Source organism: Paenibacillus sp. 01T442 (assembly GCF_056398345.1).
Genome location: NZ_JBFTPF010000109.1, coordinates 1 through 13,297, shown reverse-complemented (window position 1 = coordinate 13,297; position 13,297 = coordinate 1). Strand labels below are relative to the sequence as shown.

Here is a 13,297-nt window from a genome sequence, read left to right as displayed (position 1 = left end):
ACATTGCAAATGAGTGCAGAGGTACTACCTGAGAACGCAACGAACACTTCCGTAACATGGCGTGTGGAAGCAGGCACAGGAACAGCAACGATCAGTCCGTCCGGTTTTTTGACAGGAACAACTATAGGTACAGTCACCGTTAAAGCCACAGCCAATGATGGTTCGAATATTGTGGGTAGCAAGAGCATTACGATTGCGGTGATTCCAGTCACAAGTATCGTCGTGACAGGTAAAGATGAAGCAACAAGCGTTTCGAACGGAAGCTCGTTGCAAATGAATGCGACGGTACTACCAGAGAATGCAACGAACACTTCCGTAACATGGCGTGTGGAATCAGGCACAGGAACAGCAACGATMAGTCCGTCYGGTTTATTGACAGGAWCAACTGTAGGTACAGTCACCGTTAAAGCTACAGCCAATGATGGTTCGAATATTGTTGGTAGCAAGASCATTACGATTGCTGCAATACCAGTCACAAGTATCGMCGTGACAGGTAAAGATGRAGCWACAAGYGTTYCRAAYGGAAGYWCATTGCAAATGAGTGCAGMGGTACTACCYGAGAACGCAACGAACACTTCCGTAACATGGCGTGTGGAAGCAGGCACAGGAACAGCAACGATCAGTCCGTCTGGTTTATTGACAGGAACAACTGTAGGCACAGTCACCGTTAAAGCCACAGCCAATGATGGTACGAATATGGTTGGTAGCAAGAGCATTACGATTGCAGCTGTACCTGTCACAGAGATCATCGTCTCAGGCGCAAATAGTGTGACAAGTGTTACATACGGTAGCTCGTTGCAAATGAATGCGACGGTATTACCAGAAAACGCAACGAACACTTCCGTAACATGGCGTGTGGAAGCAGGTACTGGAACAGCAACGATAAGTCCGTCYGGTTTATTGACAGGAWCAACAGTAGGTACAGTCACYGTTAAAGCCACAGCCAATGATGGTACGAATATGGTTGGTAGCAAGACCATTACGATTACAGCATTACCCGTCAATAGTATAGTAGTGACCGGAGCTGGCGATGCAACAACGGTAATCAATGGAAGCTCATTGCAGATGAACGCTGCTGTGTGGCCAGAGAATGCATCAAATACTGATATAACTTGGAGTGTGGTCGCAAATACAGGTAATGCGATGATCAACGCAACGGGATTATTGATTGCTACACAAGTAGGTACAGTTACGGTAATTGCAACAGCAGTGGATGGATCAGGGACTAAAGGAAGCACGTCAATCTCAATTACTGCAATCCCTGTTAGTCAAATTGAAGTTAAAGGGGCAGGCAACCTAACTTCAGTAGTTGYAGGAAATACGCTACAATTGATTGCAACTGTTCTACCTGAAAACGCAACTAACGCATCAGTGGTTTGGAGTGTGTATGGAAATTCAGGTGCAGCGACCATCAGTGATTTAGGTGTGTTAAATGCTATTGAACCAGGTATTGTTACGGTTACAGCGACAGCAACTGACGGTACAGGTACTAAAGGCAGCACAGCTATCTCAATAACACCGGTACCTGAAGTACCTGTTATGACGATTAGTATATCTGTAAAAGAAACTTCTAATAGGGATGCGGTAGTTATTGGGGGAACGCTACAGTTGGAAGCATCTGTATTACCTTTGAACGTAACGAATTCTTCAGTAACATGGCATGTTTATGGGAACGGAAATGGGTATACGGGGAATGCAATAATTAGTCAAAGTGGCTTGTTAACAGCAACTGGCATAGGTACAGTTACGGTTGAGGCAAGAGCAAATSACGGGTCTGGCATTGTAGGGAGAAAAGTCATTACGATCACGTCCGATGCTCCTCACATTAAATTAAGTCCGATTTCAACTAAAGTACAGGGTGAAGTAGTTGAGTTAATAGGGACAACTAATCTAAATGGATTGACGATTACAATCCTGGCCCCTAACGGCAGTGTTCTAACTAGCTTCAATGATGTTACTGTAACTAACGGTACCTTCTCTGACTCAAGGTTTATCTTGCCTGTGAATACCGAGCCAGGGATATATACAGTCATCGCTAACAATGGAATTATTTCCACAGAAATGAGTTTTGTTGTTATTCCTATTTCTACTTTCACTTTACTGGATCATGACCAGGATGGTCGTATTCAAATTGATGATGTTGTTACTTTTATTACTTCCGATAGTCCTGCGCGAGATTTCAATCTTGATGGTAGAATCGATCGGAATGATATTACTTTCATACTGAGTCTGATTTCTCCGATGATAGACTAGATTTGGATAAGCCCCGAAAAGGGGCTTATTTTATTGCGTAGAGATCTGTCAAATGGTATCGACAATTAATGGTTTATTTTGACAAAATATTTACTTAATAAATGTGGATATGTGATATGATTATAGGTATAAAGTCGCATATATTGCACCGAGAATCTAGTACTGGCTTTATTCCTGAGATAAGTGTGGCAGAGAGTTTTACTAGCTTTGGAGGGGAAATAATGATGCGTTCAATGTTAAAAAAAGGAATGATTATCCTATTTGTATGGATGATGGTATTGGGTGGAACGATCGGGATACTTGGCGGGAGCAGTGAAGTAGCCGCGGCAGGTAACGATTGGGTATACTGCGCTGGTGAAGGGGGAGATTGTCACTTTACAGGAGAGAAATTAGTACGATACGGGATTGGTGCCAATTTTGTATATGCTAGATTCACCGATGGGGTGGCATGTAACACTGGGACTTTTAAGCAAGGTGATCCTGCACCCGGAGTAGTTAAACTATGTGAGTATCTGGATGAATTTGCAAGAGGAAACGGAACGCAGCAACAACCCTATGAAATTTCAACTGCTGAGCAACTTGATAAGGTAAGGAATAATTTGCAGCCTGGTCTATATTTTAAGCTGATAAATGATATTGATTTAAATGTTAGTCCATACAATGATGGGGACGGTTGGCTGCCGATAGGCAGTGATGGTTCAGCTTTTCGAGGAAATATAGATGGCAATGGTCACATAATCAGGGGACTTACCATTAATAGGTCAGGTGTTAGTTTTGTTGGTTTATTTGGTCAACTAGAATCAGGTAGTACGGTTACGAATATGAGATTGGAAAATGTAAATATAACGGGTAATTGGGTTGTTGGTGGTTTGGCGGGACACAATAGATTTGGCTCCATTAGCAACAGCTATGTTACTGGATCAATAAATGGCAATCATGCTATTGGCGGATTGGTTGGATTTAATGATGGAACGATCACCACTAGCTACGCGGCTGCTGATGTAAATGGAAATTATGAGATTGGCGGTTTGGTTGGCGTAAATATGAATGGAACAATCACTACTAGCTACGCCACAGGGACTGTGAGTGGAACCAATCAAGCAGGTGGGTTGGTGGGTGTGAACAATAGGATTATAACCAACAGCTATTACAACAACGGTCCTACACATCAAGTTGATACAGGGAGAGGCACTGGTCTAACGGATAGTGAAATGAGAGTGAGAGCTAACTTTATGGGTTGGGATTTTGCAACAGATTGGTATCAACTTCCTAATGAATATCCTCAACTATGGGCTTTTACAAAGCTGACCAAGGGGACGACCCCTGGAACGACAAAGTTGTATAATACCGAAAATGGTATGGCGTATTCGATTAATGGTTTGAATTATGTTCCGATAACGGGTACATCGGTCGATAATATTAACGTAAATGTAGGGGATACGATTAGTATCCGTATTGCAAATGATGTAGGAAACATTAAAACTATTCTGGTAAAGCTAACAGACATTAATTCGCCATCCAGCAATGCCTTGTTGTCTAACATAAATGTGAAACAAGGTACGTTAACGCCAGGGTTTGAGCCATCGCAAGTGGACTATTTAGTAGAAGTGCCCAATGAGGTTGTAACATTTCGAATCGAGCTCGCCCCGGCAGATCCCTATCAAACGATTACGATAACGGGTGCAGTATATAATATGCTTGCTGATCAAGCTTACATCTACGATGTACCGAATCTAGTTGAAGGAATGAATACGATTCAAATTACGGTAACCGCACAGAATGGCAGCACACAAAATTACCAAGTATTCGTAAATCGTATGCCCATTGTGTTGGCAGATTTAAACGATGATGGAGATCGTGATATCGTTGATGTCCTTTTGACAATGAAACAAAGACAGGATCAGTTAAGTAGAGGACAAATTGAACAGTTGCTGCAACAGATAATACCAAAGTTTATTGAGTTGGATTAATGAACTAGGCGTCGTGTAGGAGGAGGCACCCTTTTGGGTGTCTTTTTTTCCCCATGCCAAACACCCCCTAAAATAGTATAGATTAACCTGATAGTTCTCTATTGTCTATTGTAGGGGGCAGAGGTTTTATATGTTATGGCTTTATATGAAGCATTCGAACAATGGCTGTAACGGCCTCCGCTCTGGTAGCAAGCATAGATGAGGCGAAGTTATTGCCTATGGTGCCGCCAAGTAGGTTGTTTTTGCTTGAAATGACTGCCGCTGGCTTAGCCCAATCTGGAATGTCGGCATCATCGGCATAGCCTGTTGGGATACCTGCTATTAGGGGGAGACCCAGGGCTTTTACGACCATAGAAATCATTTCTGCATGGGTAATGTTGGCTGTCGGTCGGAATGTGCCATCGGGATATCCGCTGACGAGGCCAAGCTGAACGGCTTGTTTGACTAAATTTGCCGCCCAATCTTCTACCAGGTTCGCATCGGTGAAAGTGAGCGGTACACCCTCTAGGTTAGGCTTCAATCCATTCATTAACATAACCGTAAACTCAGAACGCGTAATGTCAGCATTCGGCTTGAATGAGAAGTCCGGATAACCGCTCGCGATTTTACGCTCATAGGCCATGCTAATCTCAGGACTTGCCCAATGTCCTTTCGTGTCTGTAAAGGGACTTGTATCTGCGGTTGTAGTCGTTGCAGGGCTAGTTCCTTCTGTGACAGTGACCTTGCTCTGTGTAGATAAGCCGTCCCCGGAAGTTGCAGTAATTGTTACTGTGCCGGGGATGAGTGCACTGACTTGCCCGTTGCTGTCCACTGCTGCAATGTTTGGATTACTGCTCTTCCACGTTGTTTTGTGATTGGATGCATAACTGGGTGAAATCGCGGCGCTGAGTGAGACGCGTTCCCCCGCTTGAAGGTTGAGTGTGGGTTTATTGATCGTTATGGCTGTTACAGGAACTTTGAGCGCGTACATGTACAAAACAAACATGTCTAATAAGCCCTCGGACTTAATTTCTTCTTGATCGGCAAATTTGGTGGATACTTCGTAGAGGGTCCCATCATGTCCAGTGAATAAGGGTAAAATCTCGTTAGTATCAATCTTGTATTGCCACTGAATGGTACCGTCGGGGCTAAGCGCGTAAATTGCTTTATTTGCCGATGAATTGGTATAGATAATTCCATTCGGCCCAAGAAGTGGCGGGGTGACCGTACCGCCTGCAGCGAATTGCCATTTTATCGTTCCACTAGGTAATAAGGCGTTGAGCTTTCCATCTTGTGATCCGAAATAAACACTTCCGTCTGGACCGACAGATGGCGCATATAGGCTGCTGCCTTGATCGAATTCCCATTGTTTAGTTCCGTTAGGTGAAACGGCATAAAGTTTATGATCATCAGATCCAACATAAATGGTAGCATCTAACCCGATAGTAGGTGTCGATGTTGCTAGACCGCCTATTGGAAATATCCATTTCTTCGTCCCATTTGGCTTGATCGCGAAAAGCGATTTGGTACCCATAGTTGCATAAATAGTGCCATCAGGGCTAAGAACCAGCTTCGCCTGATTTTTTACCTCCAGATCAAGCCACCAGATTTCTGTGCCATCCATAGGATTTAGAGCATGTAGAATGCCATCTTTAGATGCGACATAAATCGTTCCGTCCGCCCCAAAAATCGGTACAGATGCGACTTGATCGCCTGTAATGAAAGACCATTTCAATGAACCATCTGCTCGAAATGCCATTAGCTTGCCTGGCTCACCGGCTCGGCCAGTACCGACATAAATGGTACCATCCTTATCGATGGCAGGTGATGTTAAGATATGTTCATTGATGGCAATTCGCCATTTCTTCGTCCCGTCTGGCAAATGTGCCGCAATCCCGTTTCCAGCCAGTATTGTATAAGAGAAGTAAATGGTATCGTCGGGAGCAACAGTGGGAGTACCGATATACGATATTGCGATTGTCGGAGCTTTCCATTTTAATTGTACGAAGCTAGAATTCTGAAACATGATGAGGTCCTTGACGTTAGGATTAAGGTTCGTAATTGGCGTAATCGTCTGCACAGGATCTATCGTGAATTGAGCTGAAACAGGTAAGGTAGTCGACGCGAAACCTATGAACAATACGAGTAGGCTGCCTATGAAGCGTACATTCTTCAACTGGACACTCTCCCTTTATTTAACAGATATTAAGTTGATTATTTCATGTGCACAGGGATTATTCAATATGAAAGCATAAATGACAATGCTTAAAGGTAGTTTTTTTGGCCGGAGTTTCGTACGTGCTCAGCAAGTAATCTTAAATGAGCAAATTTCGAACGACATATTCAAGTAAGTTATTCCGTACAGGCACTTCTAGGCGCTAACCCACATAGACTAATACTATTCTAAATAGCGGAGGCTACCGAAGCCAACATGCTCCGCAATACGCTCAAGGKGGTAGCTGGAATGCCAGGATTGTTTGGTACGATTGCCATTTTGATTAAGCAGCTTACATTGCTTGTGTCCTATGTAAAGAATAACGCGTTTCCACAACCACTTACCGAGGCAGAAGAAGAAGTACATTTGCGTCAAATGGCTGAAGGTAATGATCATTCCAGAAATAAGCTGATTGAGCACAATTTAAGGTTAGTTGCCCATATAGTAAAGGGGTTGTGGACACGAAGCTATGTAGGACAAGCTTTTTTTCCGAATACCAACAATTGAAGAGTATTCAATGTATTTTAGCAATGATGTTAAGTAATAACGGAATATTGTTTTTCAGCTGTCAAAGCTTCGATTGAAGTTGGATTGGTAGAAGAAATATCTAATCTGTTTGATCAAACTAACAAAAATTCATCTTAAAAATTTGACAATATCGAGCTAGAATTTCCATCAACAGTTGACTGGAATACAATTCAAGACGGCCATTAATAAACGAAAAGGAGGCAGAGGTTGTTAGGAATATTTATCAGTGGTATATCTTTGATCACTTAACACTTCGTGAAATTGGAAGTAAGCTTTATGATTTGGGTGTATCCCCAAAAAGGCAAGAAAGTTGTAATTGGGGATCTTCTTCAATTTCGCGTATTTTAAATTCAGAGGTTTATATCGGTAAATACTATTACAATCGCCGAAAATTCAAAAAGGTTAAAGGTGAGAAAACCAAAGGCGGTGCACCTAAAAAAACTTATGAATTTCGTGAGAAAGGTGACTGGATTCTGGTTGAAATTGAGCCTATCGTTGATTCGGCACTTTTTGAATTAGCACAAGAACAAAAAGTGAAAAACACTACAAGATCCGGAAATACAAAGTATGAATATCTTCTCAAATCAATAATTAGATGTTCACATTGTGGAAGAACCTGGGATTGCACAACATATGCATCAAAAGGTTTGTACGATGGTGTGAAAAGAAAGTATACCTGTTATCGATGTCCAAATAAAAACCCAAAGCGTTATGGAAATGGAGTAACAGCTTGTCCCGCAAAGACTTTGAGAGCTGATTTGCTTGAAGAGTTTATATGGAATCTCATAATGTCAGTGATATCTGACCCAAATGAGTATATTGCACAATTAGATGTGATGTCGGAGTCAGTTGTTAGTGAGATTAAACAAGCCAGCGAGTTGGTAAGAAATCAACTCATTGAAAAGGGGAAGGAAATTGAAAAAATAAAAATAATGTTTATGCGTGATGTAATTAATGAGGAGCAGATGGCAGAAGAGATTGCCAAAATCAATGTGTTTAAGTTAGATCTTCAACGAACTCTAGACAATTATTTATTGCAGCTTGAAGCGTTCGAAGAGGGGAATGTGAATGCTGAAAAGATTACATTAGCTACAGAACGCATTAAGGAGTTCATTGGAAGAAATGGCTCAGAACTATCATTTGATGAAAAAAGAAAAATCGTCGAATGGCTTATTGATGAGGTGAGAGTTCATTATATAGGTAATGAAGTTCAAATTACAATGATTGGCCATTTAGAAAACTTGTTAGCAGAGAAGACCAATAAAGAAACAGATGTTGGTGTAGTGCTGCATAGAAAGTTCAAGTTAAAGCAGGCAAATGTATATAGTCCTATGAAGATAGTTGAGTGGGAGTAGTTTATCAAATGACGATCTTTCATCTCAACTATTTTTTTGAGCAGGGCAAGTATGAGGAAATGAAACAGTGCGAATTCATTACGAGCAGTATTAAGGATAATGTTCGTCTGTTCCAAATGAGTTCTGAAAAAATGAGAATTGAATGGAATGAAATTGGTGTAGTTAGCAAGTTTCTTTCTAACAAAGAATATGCTTGGGACAAGGATGCTCTAAAGGAGATGTTTTATGATCTAGGCATTTTGGTTCATGCATGTTCTATTTGTATAGAGAAGTTAAGTGAAGAACAGCTATTAAGATTAGTTAATAAAGATATGCTATTAGTTGAGAAGTTTGTTCGTTTTAGTCCCAATAAACAATTGAAGAATACATATAACGTTTGGTGGGCTGATATGGATATTCAAGATCAATTGGCGGTATGGCATGAATATCATAAAAATCTAGAGATCTTATCTGGAGAGTGGTATAGACTTAGAAAACGTGCGTGCACTTCGGCAATCCTTCAAAAAGAGAAAAAGGTTGTAACCGATTACGGGACAATCTCTCTCTTAGAGACGAAGCCGGCCGTTTTAGTTCAACATTTTCTAAGTATCTTTGGGATCAGTGAACTGCTGGATGTTGCAGTTATAGATATATCTAAGTTAGAGGAACTTGCAGCCAGAGGATTTATCTGCATGTCAGAAATCAATAAGTATAGAATGTTTAAGGATGTTAAATTGAAGTTTTTTCTGATGGAGATCTCAAAAGAGCAGGCGATGTACGAGTTCAATCAGAGGAGACTAAAGTTGCTCTCTTATCTTAGTGTAACAAGATCCCCACAAGTTAATTTAAATGAGCTGGTTCTAGATGACTTCTTTGTCTAAGTTATTAGGTACATGCACTTCTAGGCTCCTACCTACATACACTAATACTAAGCTCAAAGCGGAGACTTCCGAACAGCTAAGATCCGCTAACACTGAAGGGGGTGGCTGGAATGCCTGGATTGTTTAGCGCAATAGCCGTATTAATCAAGCAGCTAACCTTGCTTGTATCCTATGTCAAAAATAATGCGTTTCCTCAACCACTTACCGAGGCAGAAGAAGAATTACATCTGAGGCTTATGGCAGACGGTAATGATCATTCTAGGAACAAGTTGATTGAACACAATTTGAGATTGGTCGCCCATATAGTGAAAAAATTCGATAATACGGGGGAAGATTTGGAAGATTTGATCTCCATCGGGACGATTGGACTTATCAAAGCTATCGAATCCTTCTCCCCAAACAAAGGTACGAAGTTGGCGACTTTTGCAGCACGTTGTATAGAAAATGAGATTTTAATGCATCTTCGTTCATTGAAGAAGACACGTAAAGATGTATCTCTGCACGATCCCATTGGAACGGACAAAGAGGGGAATGAGATTACGTTAATTGACATCCTCGGCAGTGAAGCTGACGATGTAGTGGATGCGGTACAGCTGAAGATTGAGAAGTCTAAGATATATAAAAATTTAGAGATTTTGGATGACCGCGAGAAGGAAGTTGTTGTCGGTCGGTTTGGTTTGGAGCTTGGCGGTGAGGAACGGACGCAGAGGGAGATCGCGAAAGAGCTGGGGATTTCCCGGTCCTATGTATCGCGCATTGAAAAGCGGGCGTTGATGAAGCTATATCATGAATTTTATAAGGCGAAGCGGTAAGGCTGCTAGGTTAGGGGGAGCATTTTAACACGTTTCGTATAGTCGCATTCTTCATTGTTAGGGATCTTGGGATCGCAAAATGGAGGCGAAGGATATGAGCCTAATTCAAATTGATCATGTCTGTAAACAATATGTGATGGGTGGGGAAACGATTCGCGCGTTGGATGATGTGTCATTAGTTATTGAGCAAGGAGAATTTGTCGCGATTATGGGGCCTTCAGGTTCGGGGAAGTCGACGCTGATGAACATCATCGGGTGTTTAGATGTGTCTGACACGGGATCATACGTTCTTGACGGCAGAGCGATTAACCAGATGAAGGATTGGCAGCTAGCCGAGATACGGAATCGGAAAATCGGATTCGTGTTTCAAAACTTTAATTTATTGCCCCGATTAAGTGCATATGAGAACGTAGAGTTGCCTTTAATTTATCGGGGGATGACGCGGAAAGAACGAGAGCCACTTGTTTTGAAAGCTTTGGAAGCGGTCGATTTGGTGGATCGGTGGAAGCATCTGCCTTCGGAGTTGTCTGGCGGGCAGCAGCAGCGGGTTGCGATCGCACGAACGCTCGCAGGAGATCCTGCGATTATTTTGGCGGATGAACCGACTGGAGCACTGGATTCGAAGACGGGGATTGAGATTATGGATATATTTAAGAGGTTGAATGAGCAGGGTAGGACGATAATTTTGATTACGCATGACCATGCGATAGCGCAGCAGGCGAAGCGGGTTGTGAGGTTTCGGGATGGGCGGTTGTTAGAGAGTGTTTAGAATAAGAAGGTGAAGACCGGGGACTCCATGGGATATATGCGGAGTTCTGTTTTTTTTGTCGAAAACGGGTGTTATTCTTTCACTATTAAGTGAGTGAGGCCTCTTATATTGGTGAGAGGGAAATGATGACTTCGTTCGAACAATAAATCTTCATTTGTGACAGTCTGCCTAGATTACCTAGATGGAATAGAGAGTGGGTTGCGTAGTGTAAGGCCAATAATGGAAATATGTATGTTGCAAAGAAATCGGAGGAAAACCGAGTGATATCATGCTCTTATTTTATGGAGGTGCAACTTGCTGCTGCTACGCTACTGATCAAGGAAAATAAAGTCCGTTAGTGGAAAATAGAGTTCGTTAGTGGGTGTTTACTTTTGTGAACATTCACTTATCTTAATTCTGGGGAGTCATTTGTTGATTATCGGTGGTTGCCATACAAACAATATAATATGCATGCATGATGGAAGGTGGCCCTTCACCCCGCTAACGGGCAGGATTGTTGAATTAGGCTCGCGAAGATTTAGTGTAATAGGAATTAAATTGGAGGACATTATGTTAAACCAATCCATATTGAGGGACGGATTAACGATCATCGCTTCATGCAAACAAGAAACAGGTGACATTTGGCAAGCTCATTATGGTGCTGCCGCTATTGGTAGTTATTTTTTCGTTTCAACGAATAATTTGAGACAAGAAATCACTGAACTCATTGCTTCGCAGGCTGGAGCGATGGTACAAAAGATTCTTGGATCGGAAAGTACTCAACACCGTTCCGATTATGACAAATGTACGGCTGAAGCTGCCATACTTGAAGCACTTGATAAAACGATTGATGAGCTGCACTGGGTCGGTCATAATGTAATTTACAGCGCTGCAAGTTTGTTGGCTATCCATGAACTAAAAGGTTGGGGAAGTACTGAGGAAATTGCTGGAATAATCGATCTCATTCTCTCGTTTGAGAGGACGATTCCGGGACGTTCTTGGATTGGTTTTTCTGCTTCCGAGGTGAAAAGGATGCAGATTATTGATGAAGACGGCTTTCCGAAAATATCGAATCCAAAAGAGCTATCATTGCTTGTGCTGGAACAGCTCACCGAGTTCCCCGTCATTTATCGCGCGGAATCACATCATGATTTAATTGGTCACATGTTAACTTTCTCACATGCGTTAAACATCTTGTTTGATCTAGGCCATGTCTCCTTCTTCGAAAGAGGATTACTTCCAATAATGAAGTTGGTTAAAGTTCTACGCCATAGTCGTAACATTAAACCTGGAGATTCAATCAAATTGGTTTCGCCTGTCGATCAATTGCCTCTGCTACCTGCGACGAGAGTAAACGCGCTACCGACCGAAATTCAGTTTTGGGAAAAGAACTATAGCGAACAAGATTGGGATGTTGGTCACGTATTTAAATTTTCTCATAGCTTTTATGATCATTTACGACGAGTGGAGCAAAAGAAAAATTCGTACAGTGAAAAATTTCGGTATATCATAACTCAATAGATCACAACTCGAATGACAAGTGTAAGAAACGGCAGCCGGCATCAGGACTGCCGTTTTCTCAACTAACTGGCAGGATTGTGGAAATAACTTGAAGAAATTAAAGGAAGGGGGAGTATTCTTCGTGTATTGTGAATTGAACGGAAATGAAAAAGAGCATCGGGATATTGCGGAGTTTCACATCACAATCAAAGTTTAAAGCTCACATAATATTGTTGAGGTGGTAGGTGTTTAATTGATAATATCTGTTAGATCAAAGATTCATGAAATGGATATTGTAAGAGCATTGGCTATTCTTGCGGTCGTTCTTATTCATTCCACTTCAGATGCAACCCTTGAACCGACTGATGGAAGCTTATCACAAATTATCTTTTATGCAATCAACAGGGCATGTCAATTTGCTGTTCCTTTATTTATCCTAATTAGTGGTTTTGTCTTATTTTATCAATATTACGATAACTGGAATGAAAAATTGGCTTGTAAGTATTTCCGAAAAAGAATATGGAGGGTTGCCATTCCTTATGTAGTATGGTCTTCATTTTACTACACGTTTAATCAATATATATCTAAAAGAGGAATAAATATAAATCTACATGATTTTTTCGTTTCTTTTAAATGGGGTGAAATCGGCTACCATTTATATTTTATGATTCTTATTCTACAGTTTTATCTGCTGTTTCCCGCTCTTATGACATTAGCAAAAAGATGGACATGGTTTAGGCATTGCTTAATCCCCTTAGGGTTCCTAATACAAGGGTCTTTCTATGTATATAAAAATTGGGTTAAAGAATTACCACATGTTTCATCATTATCACCTACATATTTTGCTTATTTTTTAATCGGGGGTTATCTGGGCATTTACTACATGATCTTCAAATCATGGTTGAAGATAAATATTATATGGATATTGCCGGTTACCTTTCTTTCAGGTTTTATATATGTCGGAATGTTAATAGAAAGTCGTTATTCAAATATACTTTTTGAAAATACACCATGGTATGATATATCTGTACTTTTTTATTCAGTAGGAATTGGGATAACCTTCCTTAGGCTAGGGTG

Annotated in this window: 9 protein-coding genes and 1 pseudogene; 9 read left to right on the top strand and 1 reads right to left on the bottom strand. The window is 41.2% G+C overall.

Annotation, left to right across the window (positions count from 1 at the left end; genetic code table 11):
* The coding region (locus AC1DLM_RS32710) for an Ig-like domain-containing protein (protein WP_477572319.1) at window positions 1-2,253 on the top strand (2,253 nt) is incomplete at its 5' end.
* Between the two features lie 221 nt (window positions 2,254-2,474).
* Window positions 2,475-4,223 (top strand): GLUG motif-containing protein, encoded by a 1,749-nt coding sequence (locus AC1DLM_RS32705; RefSeq protein ID WP_441992472.1) that lies wholly within the window; start codon window positions 2,475-2,477, stop codon window positions 4,221-4,223.
* Between the two features lie 133 nt (window positions 4,224-4,356).
* Here the strand turns inward: AC1DLM_RS32705 and AC1DLM_RS32700 are convergent, their stop codons facing one another.
* Window positions 4,357-6,378, bottom strand: coding sequence for an S-layer homology domain-containing protein (locus tag AC1DLM_RS32700; protein WP_441992473.1), 2,022 nt, complete (start codon window positions 6,376-6,378; stop codon window positions 4,357-4,359).
* Window positions 6,379-6,666: 288 nt separating this feature from the next.
* On the opposite strand from AC1DLM_RS32700, the pseudogene AC1DLM_RS32695 reads away from it, so the two are divergent.
* The 7 genes and pseudogenes from AC1DLM_RS32695 to AC1DLM_RS32665 all read left to right on the top strand — a co-directional run.
* Window positions 6,667-6,867 (top strand): annotated as a pseudogene (locus tag AC1DLM_RS32695) (RNA polymerase subunit sigma-70); the annotation flags it as partial.
* A 236-nt stretch (window positions 6,868-7,103) separates the two neighbouring features.
* Complete coding sequence (locus AC1DLM_RS32690; protein ID WP_477572320.1) at window positions 7,104-8,300, top strand: recombinase family protein; 1,197 nt, start codon at window positions 7,104-7,106, stop codon at window positions 8,298-8,300.
* Window positions 8,301-8,308: 8 nt separating this feature from the next.
* Window positions 8,309-9,160 (top strand): hypothetical protein, encoded by an 852-nt coding sequence (locus AC1DLM_RS32685; RefSeq protein WP_441992474.1) that lies wholly within the window; start codon window positions 8,309-8,311, stop codon window positions 9,158-9,160.
* Window positions 9,161-9,270: 110 nt separating this feature from the next.
* Window positions 9,271-9,972, top strand: a complete 702-nt coding sequence (sigK, locus tag AC1DLM_RS32680) for an RNA polymerase sporulation sigma factor SigK (protein WP_441992475.1) — start codon at window positions 9,271-9,273, stop codon at window positions 9,970-9,972.
* A gap of 94 nt (window positions 9,973-10,066) precedes the next feature.
* Entirely contained in the window at window positions 10,067-10,741 is a 675-nt protein-coding gene (locus AC1DLM_RS32675; protein ID WP_441992476.1) for an ABC transporter ATP-binding protein, read from the top strand.
* A gap of 549 nt (window positions 10,742-11,290) precedes the next feature.
* Window positions 11,291-12,241 carry a hypothetical protein gene (locus tag AC1DLM_RS32670; protein WP_441992477.1) on the top strand — a complete coding sequence of 317 codons (951 nt, stop codon included), beginning with the start codon at window positions 11,291-11,293 and terminating at the stop codon, window positions 12,239-12,241.
* 232 nt (window positions 12,242-12,473) lie between these two features.
* Window positions 12,474-13,297, top strand: an 824-nt coding sequence (locus AC1DLM_RS32665; RefSeq protein ID WP_477572318.1) for an acyltransferase, incomplete at its 3' end; no start/stop codon positions are given.